Source organism: Rhodanobacter koreensis, from assembly GCF_054782855.1.
Genome location: NZ_BAAGRR010000001.1, coordinates 125812 through 148876 on the forward strand (window position 1 = coordinate 125812; position 23065 = coordinate 148876).

At 63.3% G+C, this 23065-nt stretch carries 11 protein-coding genes; 6 read left to right on the forward strand and 5 right to left on the reverse strand.

Annotation, left to right across the window (positions count from 1 at the left end):
• Positions 1–20 precede the first annotated feature (20 nt).
• On the forward strand, positions 21–1667 hold the full coding sequence (locus ACYVKM_RS00645) for a M28 family metallopeptidase (RefSeq protein ID WP_460876473.1): 1647 nt from the start codon (positions 21–23) through the stop codon (positions 1665–1667).
• 285 nt (positions 1668–1952) lie between these two features.
• On the opposite strand, the gene ACYVKM_RS00650 is transcribed toward ACYVKM_RS00645, so the two are convergent.
• Complete coding sequence (locus ACYVKM_RS00650) at positions 1953–2954, reverse strand: alpha/beta hydrolase (RefSeq protein WP_460875056.1); 1002 nt, start codon at positions 2952–2954, stop codon at positions 1953–1955.
• A gap of 5 nt (positions 2955–2959) precedes the next feature.
• Positions 2960–4591 carry an alpha-glucosidase family protein gene (locus tag ACYVKM_RS00655; protein WP_460875057.1) on the reverse strand — a complete coding sequence of 544 codons (1632 nt, stop codon included), beginning with the start codon at positions 4589–4591 and terminating at the stop codon, positions 2960–2962.
• Between the two features lie 473 nt (positions 4592–5064).
• Between ACYVKM_RS00655 and ACYVKM_RS00660 the strand changes: the two genes are divergently transcribed.
• The 4 genes from ACYVKM_RS00660 (at position 5065) to ACYVKM_RS00675 (ending at position 14159) form a co-directional block, all read left to right on the forward strand.
• Entirely contained in the window at positions 5065–7959 is a 2895-nt protein-coding gene (locus ACYVKM_RS00660; RefSeq protein ID WP_460875058.1) for a TonB-dependent receptor, read from the forward strand.
• 235 nt (positions 7960–8194) lie between these two features.
• Positions 8195–9781: an alpha-amylase family glycosyl hydrolase gene (locus ACYVKM_RS00665; protein ID WP_460875059.1), complete on the forward strand. Its 1587-nt coding sequence runs from the start codon at positions 8195–8197 to the stop codon at positions 9779–9781.
• Positions 9782–9879: 98 nt separating this feature from the next.
• A complete protein-coding gene (locus tag ACYVKM_RS00670) occupies positions 9880–12192 on the forward strand; it encodes a TIM-barrel domain-containing protein (protein WP_460875060.1) in 2313 nt (770 codons plus the stop codon).
• 410 nt (positions 12193–12602) lie between these two features.
• A complete protein-coding gene (locus tag ACYVKM_RS00675; protein WP_460875061.1) occupies positions 12603–14159 on the forward strand; it encodes a GH39 family glycosyl hydrolase in 1557 nt (518 codons plus the stop codon).
• A 98-nt stretch (positions 14160–14257) separates the two neighbouring features.
• Here ACYVKM_RS00675 and ACYVKM_RS00680 read toward each other — a convergent pair whose 3' ends face one another.
• The gene (locus ACYVKM_RS00680; protein WP_460875062.1) at positions 14258–16219 is read right to left on the reverse strand and encodes a serine hydrolase domain-containing protein; all 1962 of its coding nucleotides are present in this window, start codon (positions 16217–16219) and stop codon (positions 14258–14260) included.
• Between the two features lie 310 nt (positions 16220–16529).
• Here ACYVKM_RS00680 and ACYVKM_RS00685 point away from each other — a divergent pair, with 310 nt between their 5' ends.
• Positions 16530–18719, forward strand: coding sequence for an alpha-L-rhamnosidase-related protein (locus tag ACYVKM_RS00685; protein ID WP_460875063.1), 2190 nt, complete (start codon positions 16530–16532; stop codon positions 18717–18719).
• A gap of 59 nt (positions 18720–18778) precedes the next feature.
• On the opposite strand, the gene ACYVKM_RS00690 is transcribed toward ACYVKM_RS00685, so the two are convergent.
• Both ACYVKM_RS00690 and ACYVKM_RS00695 read right to left on the reverse strand, forming a co-directional pair.
• The gene (locus ACYVKM_RS00690; protein WP_460875064.1) at positions 18779–20374 is read right to left on the reverse strand and encodes a tryptophan halogenase family protein; all 1596 of its coding nucleotides are present in this window, start codon (positions 20372–20374) and stop codon (positions 18779–18781) included.
• 226 nt (positions 20375–20600) lie between these two features.
• Positions 20601–23033 carry a TonB-dependent receptor gene (locus ACYVKM_RS00695; RefSeq protein ID WP_460875065.1) on the reverse strand — a complete coding sequence of 811 codons (2433 nt, stop codon included), beginning with the start codon at positions 23031–23033 and terminating at the stop codon, positions 20601–20603.
• Between the last annotated feature and the right edge of the window lie 32 nt (positions 23034–23065).

The following is a 23065-nucleotide window of genomic DNA, read 5'->3' on the forward strand; positions in this document are numbered from 1 at the left end:
TATCGCCCGTGAAGCGACTGATGCTTTCCACTCTTGCCCTGGCCGTATCTTCGGCCTTGATGGCCGCCAGCGTATCGGCACCCACGTTCGATCCACACCGCCTGTCCGACGAAGTGAAGACCCTGTCCTCCGATGCGTTCGAGGGCCGTGGTCCGGCCACGCCGGCCGAAACGAAGACCATCGATTACATGGTGGCGCAGATGAAGGCCGCCGGCCTGCAGCCCGGCGGCGACCTCAAGGACGGCAAGCGCACGTGGACCCAGGCCGTACCGCTGCTGCGCACCGAGATCATCGGCACGCCAAGGTTGACGCTTGCCCTGGACGGCAAGGAGCAGGCGCTGACGCAAGGCAACGAGATTGCCGTGCGCGCCCCCATGGACGGCTCGACCTCCGTCGCCATCGCCAACGCGCCGCTGGTCTTCGTCGGCTACGGCGTGAAGGCTCCGGAGCGTCACTGGGATGATTTCAAGGGCGTCGACCTGCACGGCAAGATCGCGGTGGTGCTGATCAACGATCCCGATTTCGAGACCGGCGTAGGCGATTTCGGCGGCAAGGCGATGACCTACTACGGTCGCTGGACCTACAAATACGAAGAGGCTGCGCGCCAGGGCGCGCTGGGTGTGCTGATCGTGCACGAGACTGCTCCCGCCTCGTACGGCTGGGCCACGGTGAAGAACTCCAACACCAACACGATGTTCGACATCGTGCGCGACAAGCCCGCCGCCGTGCATCCGCAGCTGGAAGCGTGGATCCAGCGCGATCTCGCCGTCGCGATGTTCAAGCAGGCCGGACTGGATTTCGACGCGCTGAAGAAGCAGGCGCAGACGCGCGACTTCAAGCCGGTGACATTGAAGGGTGAAAGCCTGTCGGCCAGCTTCAAGGTCGACAAGAGCGTGATCACCTCGCACAACATCGTCGGCCGCATCGAAGGCAGCAAGCGCCCGGACGAAACGGTGATCTACAGCGCGCACTGGGATCATCTCGGCGTCGGCCAGCCCGACGCGAAGGGCGATCGCATCTACAACGGCGCGGTCGACAATGCCACCGGCACGGCGGCGCTGATCGAACTGGGACGCGCGTTCGCACATGCACCCCGGCCCGAACGTTCAGTGGTGTTCCTCAACGTCACCGCCGAGGAGAAAGGCCTGCTCGGCTCGGAATACTACGCGACGAATCCGCTGTACCCGCTGGCCACCACCGCCGGCGTGCTCAACATGGACGCACTCGATCCGCACGGCCCGGCGCGCAACTTCACCATCTCCGGCAGTGCCAAGCTGGGCCTGCTCGACGACCTGATCGCCGACGCGAAGCAATACGGCATGAGCTACACACCCGATCCGAAGCCGGAAGCCGGCCACTTCTTCCGCTCCGATCACTTCTCGTTCGCCAAGCGCGGCGTCCCGGCGATCTCGTTCGGCTCGGGCAATGACTGGGTCGATGGCGGCCTCAAGGCCGGCAAGGCCGCCGAAGACGAGTACGTTGCCAAGCACTATCACCAGCCGTCTGACGAGTGGCAGGCAAGCTGGCCGTTCACCGGCATGGCACGCGACCTGCAGCTGCTCTACACCGTAGGCAGCCAGCTCGCCAACTCCGACCAGTGGCCGGACTGGAGCAAGGATTCGGAGTTCCGCGCCACCCGCGACGCGACGGCGGCCGAGCGCAAGTAACACCGCTTTTGCAGGAGCGACTGGAGGGCACCTCGAACAGTCCGCATTTTCATCGTCATCCCGGCGAAGGCCGGGATCGCATTTTTCCGCTGCAAAAGCACAGCGATCCCAGCCTTCGCCGGGATGACGACATGGGGAGGGTTTCGAGGCTCCTTTCAGCGGATCAAGGATTCGGAGTTCCATGCTGCGCGCGATGCAGCAGCTGCAGAACGCAAGCAAGCAATGTGCAACGTGCTCCTTCCCCTGCTTGCAGGGGAGGGGGTCAAGAGCACTGCTGCACCAGGTTCAATGCTGGCCGTAGGCCCACAGCAGGAATGGCGGCAGCATCTGTCCCCACGCCGCCTGGTTGTGGTGGCCGCCCTGCAGCAGGAACAGCGAGACATCGGCCGTGCGCGATGCGTGCCTCGCGTAATCCATGTCGACCGAGTAGCCAAGCTGCTTCAGGCCGCGCGCATGGAAGCCGTCGGTACCGCGATAGCCGCCGATGACATCCTGCACGTCGTTGACCGCATCGATGATGCCGTTGCCGTCGCGATCGCTGGTTTCCTCTGCCGTGCCCACCGCGAACCACATTTTCAGGCCGTCGCGCCGCGGCCCACGGTCTACCATGCCCTGCACCAGTCGCGTGTGCTCGATCGCCGTGGCGCTGCTGCGGTCGGCGGCCAGCCAGAACGAAGGCGAAAACGTACCGATCCGGCCGAACACGTCCGGATACTCCCAGCCAAGGTTGAACGCATTCAGCGCACCCAGCGACCAGCCAAGCATGGTGCGCTCGTGGACGGATCGGCGCGTGCGGTAATGCGCGTCGATATACGGCACCAGCGCCGTGGCGACCCAGGCGGAATAGTCCTGCGCCCGCGTGCCGATCGGCCCGATCCGCGAACCACCGGTCACGCTGCGCCCTGTCGCGCGATCGGACAGACCGTAGCCGCTGGCGCGATCGGCGAGCATGTCGATCGCGACCACGATGACCGGTTCGATCGCATGTTCGCGATAGAGCCGCGCCAGTGTTGCCTGCAGCGCCACGGCCGGCATGTCCTGACCGTCGTTCGCATACAGCACCGGAAAGCGTCGGCTCGCTGCGGCGGCGCTGCCATAGCCCGGCGGCAGGTAGATCGCCACCTTGATCCGCTCCGGCGCGAAGGCCGGCGCATCGAGCTGCAGGCGCACCACGGTGCCATCGGCACCGGCGACTGCAGCCGCTACGGGCACGACTGCTGCCCAGCCACAACCCGCGCAGCACGCCAGCAGCAACAGACAGGCGATGAACAGGCGGCGATGCATCATGCGCATCAAGCCACGCTGGCAAACCACACGCCGTAACCCGGCAGGTGCAGTTGGCCGCCGTCAAGGTGGCCTTGCAGCAGGCCATGGCCATCCACGACCACCGGCTTGCCGAGCGCGCCCGGCAATGCCAGTTCGGTCGCCGTATCGGCGAGGTTGAACACCACCAGCATGGTCTGCCCGGCCAGACTGCGGGTAAACGCCAGAACAGGCTCGGCCGTATCGAGGAAATGGATGTCGCCCCAGCGCAGCACCGGCTGCGACTGGCGCCAATGCATGAAGGTGCGAAAGCCGTTCAACACCGAATGCGGGTCGGCATCCTGGTGTGCCACCGCCAGCAAACGATGCTCACGCGGTACCGGCAGCCACGGCATGCCGCGGCTGAAGCCGGCGTGCGCATCGTCGCTCCACGGCATCGGCGTGCGACAACCGTCGCGTCCCTTGAACTGCGGCCAGAACGCAATGCCATAGGGATCCTGCAACGATTCATAGGGAACTTCAGCCTCGGTCAGGCCCAGCTCCTCACCCTGATAGACACATACCGAACCACGCAGCGAACAGACCATCGCGGTGAGCAGATTGGCCAGTTGGCTGGAAGGCTTGCCCTTGCCCCAGCGTGTCAGCACGCGCTCGACATCGTGGTTGGAGATGGCCCAGCACGGCCAGCCCTCGGTCATCTGCGCTTCCAGCGTCTGCACCGTGCCGCGGACATGCGCGGCACTGAAATCGTCGGTCAGCAGCTCGAAGCTGTAACCCATGTGCAGACGGCCATGCCGGGTATATTCGGCCATCGTCGCCAGCGAATCCTCCGAGGAGATTTCGCCCAGCGCAGCCACGTCCGGATAACCGTCCATCAATGCACGCAGCTCGCCAAGAAACGCCAGGTTCTCCGGCTGCGTGTTGTTGTAGTAGTGGTACTGGAACGCGTAGGGGTTGTCCGGACTGAAGCCGCGGCCCACGCGCCGCTCCTTCGGCTTGGGCGGGTTGTCGCGCAACTCGCGATCGTGGAAGCAGAAGTTGATGGCATCCAGGCGCACGCCGTCCACGCCCTTGTCCAGCCAGAAACGCACGCTGTCGAGGATCGCCGCGCGCACGTCCGGATTGTGAAAATTCAGGTCCGGCTGCGAAGTCAGGAAGTTGTGCAGATAGTACTGACCGCGACGCGGCTCCCATTGCCATGCCGAACCGCCGAACAGCGACAGCCAGTTGTTCGGCGCGCTGCCATCTGCCCGTGCGTCGGCCCAGACATACCAGTCGGCCTTCGGGTTGTCGCGGCTCTGCCGGCTTTCGTGGAACCACGCATGCTCGACCGAGGTATGGCTGAGCACCTGATCGATCATCACCTTCAGGCCCAGGCCGTGGGCCCTTTCCAGCAGGCGGTCGAAATCGGCCAGCGTGCCGAACAGCGGATCGACATCGCGATAGTCGGCAATGTCATAGCCGAAGTCGGCCATCGGCGACCTGAAGAACGGTGCGATCCAGATCGCATCGACGCCCAGGCTGGCCACGTAATCGAGTCGCTCGATGATGCCCGGCAGATCACCCACGCCATCGCCGTCGGTATCCAGAAAGCTGCGCGGATAGATTTGGTAGGTGACGGCGCCGCGCCACCAGGGTGCATCACTCTTTCGTATATCCATTGGGTTCCTGCCCTGATTGCAGCGACACACCCCAAGGGCGGTCCTTCCGCGGCTTGTCGGGGAGCTTAATGGCTGCATGCAATCGCGACCGCGACAGTGCATACGTATTCATGGATGCCGTCTATCGCATTGCAACATTTCATGCGCAACGACTGTTTGGACGTCCATATAAAAATCACGGAAATCCAGCGGAATGAAGCCTGGCAACGGATCATCCCCCGCAATTCCGGGCACGGGCACGCTTCGGCGAATCATGCGAAACAGCGCATTTCGATGAGATGTCACGCCTGTTTGCGATGCAAAGCAGCAGAATGAATACGTATGCAGGAAACGGTCGGGTTGCAAAACGCCGCCCTAACATGATCGCCACGTTGACGGGTCATCGGCACATGCGGCCGCGCTGTCCACTGAAAACGTTGGGGCAATGACCGCAACCAAAACAAAATGATGTGCAACCCTGGGAGGGGATAACGGTGATACTCAAACGCAACGTGCTTGCCTTGGCACTGGCATCGGTCGGTTTCTGCGCGACCTCTGCTGTTTACGCGGCGGCGCCACTGAACGACCAACCGGCCGCTCCGCAAGCGACCAGCCAGAACGCGCAGGGAGCGCAGGACACCTCCACCACGGGTGACACCACCAAATCCAATGCCTCGACCCGGGCAAAGGCGGCAGCGGATGCCAAAGCCAAGGATCTGCAAGGCATCACGGTCACCGGCTACAACAAGAGCGTCGAGACCGCGGTCGACATCCAGCGCTATGCCGACACCATCCAGAACGTGGTGACCGCCGCGGACATCGGCGGCCTGCCGGACCAGTCGATCGCCGACGCACTGACCCGCCTGCCCGGCGTCACCGCCGAGCGTATCGGTGGCCAGGCCTCGCAGATCAACTGCGGCGGCCTTTCGGGCAACTTCATCCAGACCACGCTGGATGGCCGCGTACAGCCACCGACCAGCGGCACCAACTACGTCCAGTTCGACGATTACCCGTCCGAACTGATCAACGAAGCGACCGTGTACAAGTCCTCGCAGGCTTCGCTGATCGAAGGTGGCGTGGGCTGCACGATCGCCATGAAAACGGCCAATCCACTCGAGGCCAAGCAGGAACAGACCGTCAACGTCGATTTCCGCGGCAGCTACAACAACGGGGCCAACGATGTCTACGGCGCCGATCCGATGGGCTACCGCTTCAGCGCCGCTTGGCAAGGCAAGTTCCTCGACGACACCCTGGGCGTGGGCCTGGGTTTTGCGCGCATGGTGCAGCCGCATGTCTCCGAGCAATTCGTTGGCGAAGCGTTTGACGGGCTGCAGACCATCAATGCCGCGGGACAACAGGGCTATCCATCCCAGGGTATCCAGGTGCAGCAGAACGGCGGCAGTGAGCAGCGCAACGGCTACCTGGCGAACATCGTGTGGAGGCCCACCGACAACCTGCAGATCGGCGGAAGCGGCTTCTTCTCGCAGTACAACGACGGCTCGTTCGGCCGCGGCCTCCGTGGGCAACTGTTTGACCAGGGCCAGGCGCAGATCACCAACCCCGTGTATCTGTCGAATGGCGCCATCGTCGGCGGCACCGTGAGCAGCAACGCCACACCCGACAACTTCGGGCTGGAAACCACCGCCGACAACTACACCACCCACGCCAGCGTGTTCTCCGGCGGCCTGAATGCGAAATGGACCGACGGCCCGTGGACGGTGGTGGCCGACGCTTCGATGTCGCGCTCGGTCAGCTCCGAGATCAATGTCGACACGACCGCCGACCCCTATAACGGCCTGGGTACCGCCAACCCCACGCTGATGAACCAGTCGCTCACCTATCGTCTGAACGGCCTCAATATCGGCTCGCTCACGGTTCCCGATCCCGGCATCTACACCAACCTCGGCGACATGGCATTGTCCCGCTATGGCGTCTACCCCTACGTCTATCACGATCGTGACAAGGGCTTCCGCCTCGAGGCCACCTACGAGCTGTCGGACAACCAGGTGTTCTCGGCGCTCGAAGGCGGCGTCTACATCAACAACCATACCTACAACGCCGACCGCAGCGCCTATGTGTATGGCTCGGAATGGGGTGATGCCCAGGCAACATCGGGGCCGCCGCTGGCGCTCAACAGCAGCGATGCAATCAACACCTGCTGGCGCGGTGATTTCAGCAGCTTCCCGTGCTTCCTGGCGCTGAACGGCCCGGCGATCCTCGCCGCCAACGGCGTCACCAACACGACACCGCTGAAGAGCTGGGCCAACAACTGGACGTACATCCAGAGCGGCCAGGTCGATGTCAAGTCGCGCGATGCGTACCTGATGGCCGACATCGATACCAATGTGTTCGATCACAGCGTCACCGGCAACATCGGCATGCGCGTGGTACGCACCTCGCAATACAGCAGCGGCCTGCAGGAAGTCGACAACAACGAAGGCGTGCCGATCACCGATCAGACCGGCGTGACCAGCAGCAACTACATGCCGGTCAACCAGGGCAAGACGTACACCGACTGGCTGCCGTCGATCAACCTGACCTACCACTTCGACGATGCCAACCAGCTGCGCTTCTCCGCCGCAAAGACGATGGCGCCGCCGCCGATCAGCTCGCTGCTGGCCGGCCACGGCGCATGGGAAGCCAACGGGCAGTACAACCTGTGGAGCAATACCAGTCCGCTGCTCAGCCCGATGTACGCGAACACGTTCGATCTCAGCTACGAGCACTACTTCGATCAATCCAGCGGTGCGTTCACCGCGCACGTGTACACCAAGCACGTCGAATCGTTCGTGCAGCAAATCCAGTACAACGATTTTGACTTCGCCAGCGCAGGCATCACGGTGCCGATCGATCCGACCACCGGCAAGCCCTATCTGAACGGCGTGTACCAGACCTCGTTCAACAATACCCAGGGCGGTACGGTTCACGGCCTCGACCTGTTCTACCAGAAGACCCACTTCCTGCCTGGCGTGTGGTCCGGGCTGGGCGTGAGTGGCGGTTTCTCGATGACCCAGAGCGCAGTGAAATCCGAGTCGACGATCAGCGGCCCGCCGCAGAATCAGGGCCTGCCGGGCCTGTCGAAGAAGTCTGCCACCGCAGCCCTGTTCTACGACAACGGTACGTTCTCGGCCCAGTTGTCCGGTACTTACCGCTCGTCGTTCGTGTCCGACTCGCAGATGTCGGTGAACAACCAGATCGTCTACTTCGCTCCCGAGACGGTGTTCGACTTCCAGACCGCGTACAACTTCACCAAGAACGTGGCCCTGACGCTCGAGTTCCTCAACCTGACCAACCAGCCGACCCGTACCTATTTCGGCAACTCGCAGCAGACCGGCACGATCCAGTACTTCGGCATGACGACGTATCTCGGCGTCAAGATCAAGCTGTAATGACCATGCCGGACATCACCCTCGGGATGTCCGGCCCTGTCTCCCCTGGCCGATTCCGCCTCTCCCTGCGGAGTCGGCTTTTTTTCACCTTGTTCGCCGTGCCATGACCGAGAGATGATCGCCATCTGCCCGATGGCCGTACGCATCAAGCCGATAGTCATCTGCCGATCCATTGCACTCCTGTCCGATGCCTGCGCCTGCACGACGGAGGCGCAACCACACAAAGCAGACCGACATGCCCAGATTCCCATTCTTCGCTTGCGCCATCGTCACTGTCCTCGCCCTGCTCTCGCCGGGACCGGCCTGCAGTCAACCGGATACCGGACAGTCATCGCCTGCAACCACGACCTCGCAGCAGGCACCGTCCGATGTGTGGTACGAGATCTTCGTGCGCTCGTTCTACGACACCAACGGCGACGGCATCGGTGATCTCAACGGTGTCACCGCGAAGCTCGATTACCTGAAGTCACTGGGCGTCAGCGGCATCTGGCTGATGCCGATCAATCCCTCGCCGAGCTATCACGGTTACGACATCACCGACTATTACGGCATCAATCCGCAGTACGGCACGATGGCCGACTTCCAGCGCCTGCTGGATGCGGCTCACCAGCGCGGCATCAAGGTGATCATCGACCTGGTGATCAACCACACCAGCGCGCTGCATCCGTGGTTCATCGCCGCCAACAATCCGCAGGACCCGCATCACGACTGGTACACCTGGGCGCGCGCCGGCACCGACCTCGATGCGCTCAGCGCCACCGACACGCCGGCCTGGCACACCACCCCGACGGGTCAGCACTACATCGGCGTATTCACCGGCATGATGCCCGACCTGGATTACGACACGCCCGCCGTACGCGAGGAAATGATCCGCGTGGGCCAGTTCTGGCTGAAGAAGGGGGTCGACGGTTTCCGGCTGGATGCAGCCCAGCACATCTACTACGACTTCAAGTCGCAGGATGGCAATCCGGCGATCCTGAAGAAGAACCTGGCCTGGTGGTCGCAGTTCCGCCACGGCATCGACGCAGTAACACCCGGTGCCTACGTCGTCGGCGAAGTCACGCAGAAGACGCCCGACCGACTTGCACCGTACCTGCGCCCGCTGAGTTCCGTATTCGATTTTCCGCTGGCGAAGCAACTGATCGACAGTGCGAAGAGTGAACGTGCCGGCCATCTCGCTGCGCTGCTCGCGCAGACCGAGGCCGACTATCGCAAGGTCACCGGCAAGTCGGGTGTGGATGCACCGTTCCTGTCCAATCACGACCAGGAACGCGTGATGAGCCAGCTCGACGGCAACCCGCAGCACATGCGCGTGGCTGCCGCGATGCTGCTCACCCTGCCCGGCCAGCCATTCATCTACTATGGCGAGGAATTGGGCGTGCGCGGGCAGAAACCCGATGAAGACCTGCGCGAACCGATGCGCTGGAACCGCTCGCCGAATGCGCCCGGCGAAGCCACCTGGGAAACCCCGACCACACAAGTCGATCCGGCGGTATCCGTGGAAGCGGAACAGGCTGATCCCGATTCGCTGCTGCACGACTACGCGATGCTGATCCACTGGCGCAGCCAAATCAGCGCACTGCGCGATGGCGCCATCCACCCGCTCAGCGTGGCGAACCCGCATATCGCCGCATGGAAACTCGACGACACCGGCAGCCATGTACTGGTGGTGCACAACCTGTCCGGTGCGATGCAGTCGATGCCGTTGGACTTGCCCGGCGAAGCGCACTTCAGCAAAGTGCTGCATCAGACCGGCACCGGCGCCGAAGCCCACAACGGCAGCGTAAAGCTCCCGCCCTACAGCAGCGTGATCCTGCAATGAGCCTGCGCATCCGCCCGCCTCTCTTCTGTGCTTCCATGGCCCTCGCCGGCTTCTTGGCGCTGCCGGCGGCGCGAGCCGATTTCATTGAGCCTCCGCCGATGACCGTTCACCTCGACGCCAATGGCATCACCATCGACAACGGAACCCACATCGGCCTGGTGGGCGCACCGCTCGCCATCCACTTCGACGGTGCCGGCATCCTGCATGTGCAGACTGGTGCGCCTGACGCACAGCGTGCGCTGATACTCGATCCACATCCGGAACAGTCGCAGGTGTCGGTATCGGTAAAGATGAGCCCGGACAAGCGCTCTGCAACGATGACGTCCGAGCGGCTTGTGGCGACGTGGAACGACACCACCCTGAGCATCGATGACCCCAGCGGCCGGCATCTGCTCACCCTGTATCTCAGCGGGTTGGGCGATAACAAGGCCGGATTCATGCATGCCGTGGGCGACGCCATGTATGGCATTCACGGTTTCAATGCTACTGAACCAGCCACCGACGGCCTGCTGCGCCAAGGCCATAGGCAGATCGCCAAGGCTGGCGAGCAGGGTTACGCAGGCGCGCCATTCGTGTGGAGCACGGCTGGCTATGGCGTGCTGGTGGACAGCGACAGCAACGTGGATTTCCGGGAAACACTTCCCGGCGGAAAGCCTGATGCGGATCAACACCTGGCGAACCTCGCCATCGTGCCTGAGGCGACAGCCGCGAAGGGCGCGATGGATCTCTACATCGTCGTCGGCCAGCCGCGCGAGCTGTTCGGCGCGCTGGCGCAGCTCAGCGGGCACACGCCGCTGTTCCCGAAATGGGCGATGGGCTTCACCAACAGCCAGTGGGGCATCGACCAGAAGGAGCTGCTGCAGATCGTCGACACCTATCGCGCGAAGCACATCCCGCTCGACAACTTCACGCTCGACTTCGACTGGAAAGCCTGGGGCGAGGACTGGGGCGAGTTCCGCTGGAACGCCATGAAATTTCCCGACGGCCCCGACGGCAAGCTGAAAACCGAACTGGACCAGCGCGGCATCCATCTCACCGGCATCATGAAACCGCGCGTGCATGTCGATACCGTTGAAGGCCGCTACGCCACCGCGCACGACCTGTGGCGTCCGGATGAGAAGGCCACGCCGGACTACTTCTCGCACAAGCCGGTGAAGGACATCGACTTCGACAAGCCGGCGGCACGCGCCTGGTTCTTCAACGATGCACTGAAGCATTCGTTCGCCACCGGCATCGCCGGCTGGTGGAATGACGAGGCCGATAACACGCCCAGCAACACGCAGTTCCTCAACATGCAGCGCGCGCTGTACGACGGCCAGCGCGCCATCTCGAACGAGCGCGTATGGTCGATCAACCGCAACTTCTGGCTCGGTTCGCAGCGCTATGCCTACGGCCTGTGGTCCGGCGACATTCCCACCGGCTTCGCCAGCATGGCCGGTCAGCGCGCGCGCATGTTGAGCGCGATCAACGTCGGCGCGATGCAGTGGGGCATGGACGGCGGCGGCTTCCATGGCCATCCCTCGGACGAGAACTATGCGCGCTGGATCGAGTTCGGAGCGTTCACGCCGATCTTCCGCGTGCACGGCGATTTCGGTCAGAAACGCCAGCCGTGGATGTATGGCCCGGTCGCCGAGAAGGCAGCCACCCTTGCGATCCGCCTGCGCTATGCGCTGATCCCGTACATCTACAGTTACGAATACCAGCGCCGCGTCACCGGTGTCGGCCTGGTGCGCCCGCTGCTGTTCGACTGGCCGCACGATCCGCAGGTGCGCAACGATGTCGGCGCGTGGATGTTCGGCGACTGGCTGCTGGCGTCGCCGGTGGTCGAACAGGGGCAGACTTCGAAGGACGTCTACCTGCCCGCCGGCCGCTGGACCGACTGGTTCAGCGGCAAGGTCTACGAGGGTGGCCAGACGGTCCATCTCGCGGTCGACAGCAAGATGTGGAGCGACATTCCACTGTTCATCCGCGACGGCGCGATCATCCCGACCCAGGCGGTCGAGGATTACGTCGGCCAGCATCCGATTACCCAGCTCGACGTCGAGGTGTTCCCCGCTGCGCAACGCAGCACGTTCGATTACTACGACGATGACGGCAACACGTACGACTACGAACACGGCCAGGACTACCGCCAGACTCTGGCGGTGCAGCGCAGTGGCAACACCGTGCAGCTCGACATCGGCGCTGCCGCCGGCAGCTTCAAGCCGGCACTGCAGTTCTACCTGCTGAAGATCCACGGCAGCACGACCGCGACTGTCAGCAGCCACCTGAAATCCTTCGGCAGCCTGGACGCCCTGCAGCACAGCGCTGGTGAGGGCTGGGCCAGCGGTCACGACCGCTATGGCGACGTCACCTACGTGCGGGTGACGGCAGCGCAGGCGACAAGCGTCACGCTCGACATGAAGCAGTAGTCGGAATTCCGGCTACCCGTCCGGGAGGCGTTCCAGTCGACACCCATGGTTTTTCACTGAAAGCAACGACGTTAGGAAGGTCCGAATAATTCGTCATCCCAGCGAAAGCTGGGATCCAGCGCTGGTGCAAGTCACTGAAGACGCTGGGTTCCAGCCTTCGCTGGAATGACGGGCAAAAGCTTATTCAGAGCTTCCTTAAGGGCTGAAACCTCTCCCGCACAAGGCAGGTTGCCCGAGGGGCTCGGGGCACGCATTCGCATGTGACGCAGCGCAGGATTCATCTGCCAATGGCTGGACGCACCACCTGCCGCTGTAGCAGACTGTGCCTCGATGTAAACGTTTACATCCTGATGGTTGCTGGCTTTGCCGGCCCCTTCCGCGCCCACCCCACGCGTCGAACAGGATCCGCCATGACTCTTCCTCCTTCGCTCCGAAACCTGGCCATGGGCGCCTGTGTCGCCGCCCTGCTGATCGCCGGCAACGTCAACGCCGCGACATCCGCACCAGCCACGACCACCCTGCACATCGACGCCACCGCCAAGGGCACGACCTTTCCGCATTTCTGGGAGCAGATGTTCGGCTCCGGCCGTGCCTCGCTCGCCCTGCGCGACGATTACCGCAAGGACCTCGATGCGGTGCATCAGGCCACCGGCTTCGGCTACATCCGCTTCCACGGCATCTTCGACCGCGATGTCGGCCTGGTTAGACGCGGCACCGACGGCAAGATCAGCTACAACTTCTCCTACGTCGACCAGATCTACGACGGCCTGCTCGAGCGCGGCGTGAAACCCTTCGTCGAACTGAGCTTCATGCCGGAAGAACTGACCTCCGATCCGAAGGCGATCCAGGAGTTCTGGTACCACCCCAATATCGCGCCACCGAAGGACTATGCCGAGTGGGACGCGATGATCAGCGCGTTCGCGCAGCATCTGATCGCACGCTACGGCATCGACGAAGTGGCCAGCTGGTACTTCGAGGTGTGGAACGAGCCGAACATCGGCTTCTGGGCCGGCACGCCACCGCAGCCCACCTACTTCGCCCTGTACGACCACACCGTGCGTGCACTCAAGGCAGCGAACCCGCGCCTGCGCGTGGGCGGCCCGAGCACGGCGCAAGCCGCGTGGGTACCGGACTTCCTCAAGCATGCGCACGATGCCAAGGTGCCGGTGGATTTCGTCAGCACCCATGTCTACGGCGACGACACCGCCGACAACGTGTTCAAGACCAAGGAGAACATCCCGCGCGCGGACATGGTCTGCCGCTCGGTGGACAAGGCGCACAAGGAGATCGCTGCGTCACCGTATCCGCACATGCCGCTGATCTTCAGCGAGTACAACGCCTCCTACGCGAACCTGCCCAACGTCACCGACACCGTGTTCATGGGCCCGTGGATGGCCAACACCATCCGCGAGTGCGCCGGCAAGGTCGAGATCATGAGCTACTGGTCGTTCTCCGATGTGTTCGAGGAACAGGGCGTGGTGCAGAACCCGTTCTACGGCGGCTTCGGCCTGATCGCCGCCGACCGCATCGACAAACCCGCGTTCAATGCGTTCGCGATGCTGCACAAGCTTGGCAGCACCCGACTCGCACTCGACTCCGACTCGGCCCTGGCCACTCGGCGCGATGACGGCACCGTCGTCCTTGCGCTGTGGAACTACGCGCCGCCAGTCGGTGACAAGGCCACCTACACGCCAGGCGAACCGAGCGGCGCACCGAAGCACTTCAACATCGACGTGAAACATCTCGCCGCCGGCGCCCACGCAACCCTGTGGCGCCTCGACGAGACCCATGGCAATGCCGTCGCCACCTTCGACCGGATGGGCCGCCCGGACACCCCCAGCCGCGAACAGATCGCCCAGCTGCGCGCCGCCGGCAAGTTGTCGGCACCGGAACAGATCGACCTGAGTAGCGGCAAGCTGGATATCACCATTCCGCCGCAGGGGCTGGTGGTGGTCGAGCTGCACTGAGTTCGTGCCAGATCACCCTTTGAAAGAAGGTCGCGCTCCGACGCGGCCTTCTTGTTTTTGACAAGGCACGAAGACGCCGCGCGCTCGAATGCAACGCCTCAGTAATTCAGATGCAGGTTCAACAGGTGCAGGCTGAAGGTGAACCACAAGGCCGCCAGGCACGCCAATGCCAGCACCGTGCTGTTCGCTTTCCGCCACCAGCGGCCCGGCTCGCGCCAGGCATGGCGCGCATTCATGATGGCGGCAATGCTGCCGATGACTGCCAGCAAGCCGACCAGCTGGATCAACCGCAGCGTCACATCCAGGCCGTTGTCCAGGTTCACGAAGCTGTCGTTCGCCAACTTCAGCACGTACATCCAGCCGACAGCGAACAACAGGTACAGCAACGCCGCAACACGGCTCCAGCGATACCAGCGCATGGCCTGCGCCGACAACAGCGGCGACTGGCGATAATGCCGCCGTATCAGCGCCGCGATCGGCCACAGCAACATGGCCAGCAGGAAGACCGCCAGCGCACCAAACAGCAGCGGCAGGTTCCACGCCGCGGATTGCCAGCCCGACACCGGCATGAAGACCACCACCGGCGATGCCTCGTCGTACGAGATCCAACGCAGCTTGCCGCCCTCGATCAGCGCAGCGAGATGGCTGCCGCTGGCGTCATCCAGCCAGACGTATGGCTTCACCTCGCGCCAGTGCCGTGGCTGTCCAGCCATGTCCTGGAAATCGTGGGTGACCAGGGTGCCGTCCTTGTCCATCGTGATGCGCGACTGTCCAAACGTGTTCGCCATGCTCATGAAATTGGACATCGAGGTGCGGCTGGCGATGTAGCGACCCACCAGCACGGCGCCGTGCTCACGCGCCGTGGCCAGTGTCGGCTGCAGCAGTTGCGGCAACGCCGGGAAATAGCGGTCGGTGAAACCGTTCAGCAGCTGCCGTCGCAGGCCACCGTCATCATCGCCATCGATGGACACGAACACACCCACGTTCTGGCGCACGAACAACATCATGTTGCTGTGGAACAGTTCCGTATCGCCGCCATGGCCGATGATGTCCTGGCCGTTGCGATCCATGTGATAGAAGCCCAGTGCCATCGGCAACAGGTCCGGCACCGAATAGTGCGTGTAGTCATGCATCTGCTGTGCGGTCTGCGTGCGCAGGATTTGCGCATCGCCGTAACGGCCACCCTGCAGCTGGGCGATCATGAAATGCGCCATGTCCCCGCCGCTGACCGACATGGCGCCGGCGGCCGCCGCATTCACCAGCTCGAACGGCCTTGGTGGCTCGCTGGCCTTCGCATAGCTCTTCGCCATGTCGTGTGCGAACGAGGCCGGCAATGGCTGACGGAACGTGGCGTGCTGCATGCCCAGCGGCTGCAGGATGTACTGCTCGACGTAGTCGTCGAACGGCTGGCCGGATACGCGCTGCACGATGTAGCCGGCCAGCGCGGCGCCGTAGTTCGAATAGGCAGAGACCTCGCCTGGCGGATAGACGCGCTCGGGCACCCACTCCTTGACCCAGGCCTCGTTGCTCATCAAGCGCGCCGGATCGTTGCCGCCAAGGTTCTTGATGGTTTCCTCGAAGCCTGGCGTGTGCGTCATCAGCTCGCGCAGTGTGATCGGCTTGCCGTCGCGCGGCGGAATGGTGAAATCGAGGTACTTGTTGACGTCCGCATCGAGATCGAGCTTGCCCTGCTCGACCAGCTGCATCACGGCCGTCCAGGTGAAGGTCTTGGAGATCGAACCGACACGGAACAGCGTCGTCATCGGATCGACCGGCTTCTTCGCCGCCACGTCCGCGTAACCGTAACCCTTCGCCAGCAGGATCTGGCCGTCCTTCACCACGACCACCACCGCGCCGGCGAGATTGTTCTTCTTCAATCCATAGGGAAACAGCCCGTCCAGCCAGGCACCGGCATCCGCCGCGGTCAGCTCATTCGCCCCGATCGGCCTTGCCACCACCGGCTTTTCCTCCGGCAGCGGATTGATCTGGATCTGCGCAAGGCCGAGCGATGCGGACAGTGAAAGGCCTGCGAACACCAACATGCGCAGCAGCTTGTTCATCAGCTCGAATCCCGGATGGCAAGGAAGTGAAGAATGCAGGCAAGACCCGTCGGTGCAGGGTCAATGACCCTAAGCAACGCAGATCCATCGCAGCAGGTTACCCAATGCCACCATTCGCCTGCATGAATACGTATGCAGAGGCTGGTTGCTGCAGTGCGGCGCTCCCTACCATGCAGGATCAACGAGAATAGCCGCGTATACCGATGTTGCGCCCGCAACATGCGAAGCGTGCCGCACCATGACATAACAGCAGCAGGAGGGGCATGCCGATGATGCATCTGATCCACGCCGGGACACACGCGGTGCCGGCATGCTGAGCGTACTGCTGGTCGCAGCCATGGCGGCAAGTGCAAACACACCCGCATGGCAGGACGGACTGGACTGGCACGGTGTGCACGTGAGCATGAGCCGCGATGCCCAGGATGCCTACACACTGGCATGGCCGTACGGACAGCGTGTGATCCCGGCGCAACCGCTGCACACGGATACCGCCAGTCCGCTGTTCGACGGCCTGTTTGCGATGGCGCAGGACGACCTGAAACAGGATTCGGTGACGGCGATCCGCGACGGTGCGTTCGATCACGGCCAGCCGATTCCCTGCCTGTGCTTCGAGACTGGCCTGAAATGGCCGTATGTGTGGACGCGCGACCTGTCGTATTCGATCGACTTGGGCCTGTGGCGATTCGATGCCGCACGCTCACGCAACGGGCTGAAATTCAAACTGTCCGACGTGCGCGTGCCGTCAGCGCCGCAAGGTCTGTACGTGATGCAGGACACCGGCTCCGGCGGCAGCTGGCCGATCAGCACCGATCGCGTGGTGTGGTTCCTCGGCGCGCAGCACCTGCTCGACGACAAGGCGTTCGCGGAGGATGCCTACCACGCGCTGGGCAATACGCTGGCGCAGGACCGGCAATACGCGTTCGATGCCACGTTCGGCCTCTACCGCGGCGAGACCTCGTTCCTCGACTGGCGCGAGCAGACCTATCCGGCGTGGACGGCCAATGAGGTGACCTTCATCGGCCAGTCGTTCGCGCTGTCCACCAATGTGCTGCACTACCAGGCGCTGCAACTGGCCGCCACGCAGGCCGACGCACATCACGATGCAAAAGCCGCAGGCGATTACCGCGCACAGGCAAACGCACTGAAAGCAGCAATCAACACGCACTTCTGGCGTGCCGACCGCGGCCTCTACATGAGCTACATCGGCGGTGATGGCACGCCGTACGATACTTACGACCTGCTCGGCATTGCGCTTGCGATCACCAGCGGCGTGGCCGACGGTGATCGCGCACGACAGACACTGGCGAACTACCCCACCTGGCCGGCCGGCAGCCCGGTGATCTGGCCCGAGCGCGCCGACCAGCCGATCTACCACAACCGCGCGATCTGGCCGTTCGTCAGCGCCTATGCAATGCGCGCCGCACGCATGGTGGACCAGCCGACGCGCATCGCGCACGAAATCGAGTCGGTGATGCGCGGCGCCGCACTGTACGGCTCCAACATGGAGAACTACGAGCTGCTGACCCAGGGCCAGCACCTGGACGAGGGCAGGCACAGCGGTCCGGTGGTGAATTCGCCACGCCAGCTGTGGTCGGTGGCGGCCTACTTCGCGGTGGTTACCGAAGGTGTGTTCGGCCTCACCGAAGATGGCCGCGTCGAGCCGAAACTGCCGACCTCGCTGGTGCCCATGCTCTTCGGCCAGCGCAGATCGATTACGTTGTCGCTTCCCGATCGGAAGATCACGCTGCAGCTGCCTGAAAAGTACGGCGGCAACCTGCTCGTCGCTGCACACACCACGGCGCAAGGCACGACCACCACCGTGATGCTCAAGTCGGTGCAGGTGAAGGACGTTGCACTGCGCACCGACGCGCCGCTGTATGCACCCGCAGCCCCTGCTGCTCCCGTGCTGACGGCCGATGCCAAAGGCTGGCACGTGCAGGTCGACGGCAAGGTGCAGTTCTACCTCAATGGCCAGCACCACGGCAGCATCGACGGCAGCAGCCAGATCGCCCGTCAGCCTGGGCTGCTCTGCGTCAGTGCCACGCGCACCGGCGCGCAAGGTATCGAGTCGCTGCACAGCCCCGATACCTGCGTGGGCGACTTGTCGAAAATAGCCGGCAGCTGGCCGCGCACATGGACCGCGCCGACTGCAGGCAACTACCGTGTCGCCATCGACTACGCCAACAACCACGGTCCGATCAACACCGGCATCACCGCCGCAGTGAAGATGCTGGTGATCCGCTGCGATGGCCGCGAGGATCAGCGCATGCCGATCGTGATGCCGCACAGCGCTGGCGTGCAGCATTCGACCTGGGGCCGGTTCAACGCCAAGGCTGGCGCCACCTGCCGCTTCAGCCTCGATGACGGCTTCAACATGAGCTATCTCGCCCACTTTGCCCACTACACCGGCGGCGCCGGCGGCAGCGACGGCCCGTTGAACAGCGCCAGCATCGGCGACCTGCTGATTGCGCCGCTGGGCGGCGGGGTCACCACGCCATGAAAGGCTGAGCCCGCCCAACCCTCTCCTGCAGGGGAGCGCGGCAGTTGCGATCGTGCGGTTCAGCCGCCGGCGGTGACAGCCATATCTGTGGCCGGCCGGGTGAGCTCCAGATGTTCGCGGCACAACTGTTCGACCAGCGCACGATGATCCGGCAGGTCGTCGAGCGCACGGGCGGCCACCTGCTGGATCATCGCGAATTCACGGCGAGCCGCTTCCATGTGCGGATAGGCGCTGCGCATCGGTTCGAGGTCGGTCCGGAACTCCATGCCGTACAGTATGTACTGCCAGCTGGCGGTCATGAACATTTCCAGGTCGCCGACGAAATCCAGCCGGTGCGGCGGACGGTGCTTCCACTTCGCGAGCTTGTCCTGCAGGGTTTGCGGGATGCTGGCAGCATCGGCGTTGTCGATCCAGAACTGCGAATCGCGCCGCTGGCTCAGGCAGTAGTGCATCTTGATGAAGTCGATGATGCGGTCGTAGCGCGCCACCATCATCTCGTTGAAATGCCGCGCGGCGCTTTCCATGCTGTCGGTGTCGCCCGGCAACAGATGGGTTAGCAGGTAGGACGCCAGTTCGATCAGCGCGATGCCGGTCGATTCCAGCGGCTCCACGGAGCCGCCTGACAGACCGACCGCAACGCAGTTCTTGCGCCAGGGCTCGGGCCGATAACCGGTTTCGAACTTGATGTGCATGGCCGCCAGCCCTTCGCCGGCCGACCCCAGGTAACGGCGGAACACGGCCTCCGCACGCTCGTCGCCCGTGTGGCGCGACGAATAGACATAGCCGACACCGCGGCGCGCGTGCAGACCGATGTCCCAGATCCAGCCGGCCTCCTGTGCGGTGGAGATGGTGTAAGGCGGGATCGGCGTATCCGGTTTTGCATAAGGCACCTGCAGCGCCACCGCGCGGTCGGCGAACAGGACATCGCGGCGGCTGTGAAACGGCGACTGCATGATGCCGCCGATCAAGGCGCCGCGCAGGCCGGTGCAATCCACGTAGAGATCCGCGGTGAGCTCCCCGAGTTCCTTGGTCACCACGCATGCGATGGCGCCCTGCTCGTCCAGCACGGCGCGCTCCACTGTCGCGACGTACCGCTTCACCCCCAGCGCTTCCTGCCCGTGTTCGGCCAGCACCTTGGCAAAGCAGGCCGCATTGAAATGGAACGCATGATTCATCGGCCCCTGGTAATCAGGATCCTTCGGGCGCTTGGGACCTCGCCCGTGATCGACCAGCGTGCTTTGCATGGTCACTGCATCGGCGAACGCCATCCCCGCAGGAGCGGCTCCCAGCAGCCAGTACGGCAGCAGCTCGGGCCCTCCAGGCCGCTGACTCGGCAGGCTGAATGGATGAAAGTAATGATCGCTGCCCGGCGTGCCCGGCGGCCTGACCCAATGGCGATAGTGGATACCTTGCTTGTAGGTTGCCGTGGCTCCCACCAGGAAGCGCCGCTCGTCCAGCCCGATGGCCGACAAGGTGCCGCGGATCGAAGGAAACGTGGCCTCGCCCACGCCGAGCAGACCGATATGGTCCGACTCGACCAGATGCACCTGGACACTGTCCGGGTGAGCCGCATTCATGGCCTTCGCCAGGTAGCACGCAGTCAGCCAGCCGGCCGTGCCGCCACCCACCACCAGTACTTTCTTCAATCGCGGCATGTCCTGTTCCTTTCGCAAACGATGCAACGTCACCTGTGGTTTGGCATTCGATGACGGCTTGGCCAGTTCTCACCGCGACAACATGCTCTCGTCACGCCCTCGAAAGAAAGGCCGGACCCACGCGGGTCCGGCCAAAGTGCCATTCAGGGGAGGGTTGAAGACATCCTCGTCGTGATGCCTTCAGAACGGCAACAGTGTTGCGTCACAAGCCGCACGGACTCGGCCATCAGAACCAGAAGCCCAACTGGACACCGTAGGTACGCGGCGGCAGGTATTGCGAGATGTACACCAGGTTGCCATTGACCAGGCTGCTGCCTGCGCTGGTCTTGATGCGGTCGTCGGAGACGTTCTGCACATACACGTTGACGTACCAGCGGTCGCCCGGCTCGCTGTAACGCAGCGACAGGTCGCCACGCACATACGCCTTCTGCTCGTCGGGTGCCCCCAGGTTGAACCAGCTCAGCCACTGCGCACTCTGGTACTGGGCACTCACGCGCGGCGTCAGACGGCCACCATTCGGCAAGTGGAAGTCGTGCTCGTAGATACCGGTCAGCGAAACATTCGGCGCGTGCGGCAAGTCGTTGCCGGTGACGTTCAGGCAGTTGCCCACGCCCAGCGGCGCGGTCGGCGGGCACGCCGGGAAACCGGCGTAATCGTTGCTGCCTGCGTAAAGCAACGTGCCGAGCTTCTTCCTGGGAATGGCCGAGAAGATCAGGTTGACACGATCATCCTGTTGCTGGAAAGCCAGCTCCGACTCGAGGCCGATCACTTCGGTATCGCCCTGCACGTTCGAGAAGCCCAGACCATGCGCGCCATTGGCGTAGGTGATCGGCGCGGACAGCTGGAAATTCTTGAAGTCTTCGTAGTAGGCCGCGCTGTTCCAGGTCAGATGTCCGTTGAAGAACGCGAACTTCGTGCCGATTTCGTAGTTGGTAAGCGACTCGGGCTTGTACAGCGCACCACCGTCCTGGGTGCCGCCGGACTTGTAGCCGGTGGAGACACTGGCATAGGCCAGACCATGCTCACCGATGTCCGTGTCCACACGAGCCAGCCAGGTGACCTTGCTCTTGCTGTACGTGGCGGTGTTGTACTGGCCTGCACTGAAGCCGGTCGCCGGACCCGGCAGGACACCGGGCGAGATCGGCAGCTGCGGCACGGTCGGGTCGTAGTCCCAGTCCCAGTTGATGCCGCCGTCGTTGGCCTTGTTGTCATGCGACCAGCGCGCGCCGGCGGTCAGGCGCCAATGATCGGACATATGCCAGGTGGCCTGGCCGAATACCGCCTTGGACGCCACCGTTTCCTTCGGCTGGATGAACGAGCCCTGCCAGTTGACGGTGCCTTGCTGGGTACCGTTCATGATCGGAATGTCGAAGCGGATGTTGTTGTCTTCGTGCTCGTAGTACGCACCGACGATCCAGTCGATCGCCTGCTGGCCCTTCGACTTCAGGTCGATTTCGTTGCTGTAGCTTTCGTAGTTCGAATAGTTGGTGCGGTCTTCCTGGTACACGCCGCCGGTGGTGAAACTGGTGGGTACGGCCACGCCGACATCCTGGTCGAAATCGCTCTTGCCGGAATAGCGGTTGTAGCCGGCGATATAGCTGAGCTCCATGCCATCGTTGATTTCCCAGTCCATGCGGCTGCGCACCGTCTTGGAGGTTCGATCCAGGTACGGCGCGGTGTCGATCAACGCCGACCAGAAATCCTGGCCCGGGCGCGGCTGCTGCATCAGGCTCAGGCTGGGCGTGCCGCGATCGAGGAAATACTCGTACGACAGGTTCCACTTGAACGAGTCGCTGGGTTGCCACAGCGCGCTCACGCGGGCGGCGGTCTGATCCTGTGCGTCGTACTTCTTGCCGCTCTGGATGAACTGGTTGAGGTTGATCGGCTGGAAACTGGCCGGATTGCCGCCGGAGGCGAGATAGGTCGCCTGCTGCTGGGCCACCGACGGGATTTCGCTGGCCGGATTCTGGTAGTTGACGTAGCCATCATGCTGCTCGTGCACCACGGCCACGCGCATCGCGAAGGTGCTGCTGATCGGCAGGTTGATCGCGGCGCGCGTACCCATCTGGCTGTAGCTGCCCGCCTCGATCTGCCCATTGCCGTAGAAGCCGCCATTGATGTCGGGCTTGGCGGTCTGGAAGCTGATGGCGCCAGCGGTGGCATTGCGGCCCCACAGTGTGCCCTGCGGGCCGCGCAACGCTTCGACGCTGTCCATGTCCAGCAGCAGACCCGAGGCAGCCTCGGCGCGGGGGGCATATACGCCGTCGACGAAGGTCGCGACTTCAGGATCGGCATACTCGGTCTTGGCGCTGTCGTTGCCGATACCGCGCATGGTCAGCGTCACCACGTCATGATCACCCTCCGACGTGCCCTGCAGACCCGGCACCAGCTTGGTCAGATCCTGCACGGTCATCACACGCTCCTTGTCGAGCGTGTCCGCCGTGATCGCAGTGACTGCTACCGGCGTTTTCTGCAGCGGCGTCTCGCGCTTGGTCGCGGTTACCGAGATGGCATCCAGATCCTTGACCTTCTTGTCGGCCGCGATCGGATTCTGGGATGACGGGCCTTGCGATGACGCCTCCTGACCGGCCGCAAGCACGGTGCCCGGAGCGAGCACGAGTGCCATGGCGACATACAACAACTTGTGATGCAGATTCATTTGGCTTTCCCTCTAAATCGTACGAATGGTTG

Excerpts from the sequence above, each read along its gene's own strand:
- ACYVKM_RS00695 (WP_460875065.1), bottom strand. The coding sequence starts at position 23,033 with ATGAATCTGCATCACAAGTTGTTGTATGTCGCCATGGCACTCGTGCTC.
- ACYVKM_RS00655 (WP_460875057.1), bottom strand. The coding sequence starts at position 4,591 with ATGGATATACGAAAGAGTGATGCACCCTGGTGGCGCGGCGCCGTCACC.
- ACYVKM_RS00670 (WP_460875060.1), top strand. The coding sequence starts at position 9,880 with ATGACCGTTCACCTCGACGCCAATGGCATCACCATCGACAACGGAACC.
- ACYVKM_RS00675 (WP_460875061.1), top strand. The coding sequence starts at position 12,603 with ATGACTCTTCCTCCTTCGCTCCGAAACCTGGCCATGGGCGCCTGTGTC.
- ACYVKM_RS00645 (WP_460876473.1), top strand. The coding sequence starts at position 21 with ATGCTTTCCACTCTTGCCCTGGCCGTATCTTCGGCCTTGATGGCCGCC.
- ACYVKM_RS00665 (WP_460875059.1), top strand. The coding sequence starts at position 8,195 with ATGCCCAGATTCCCATTCTTCGCTTGCGCCATCGTCACTGTCCTCGCC.
- ACYVKM_RS00685 (WP_460875063.1), top strand. The coding sequence starts at position 16,530 with ATGCTGAGCGTACTGCTGGTCGCAGCCATGGCGGCAAGTGCAAACACA.
- ACYVKM_RS00690 (WP_460875064.1), bottom strand. The coding sequence starts at position 20,374 with ATGCCGCGATTGAAGAAAGTACTGGTGGTGGGTGGCGGCACGGCCGGC.
- ACYVKM_RS00650 (WP_460875056.1), bottom strand. The coding sequence starts at position 2,954 with ATGATGCATCGCCGCCTGTTCATCGCCTGTCTGTTGCTGCTGGCGTGC.
- ACYVKM_RS00680 (WP_460875062.1), bottom strand. The coding sequence starts at position 16,219 with ATGAACAAGCTGCTGCGCATGTTGGTGTTCGCAGGCCTTTCACTGTCC.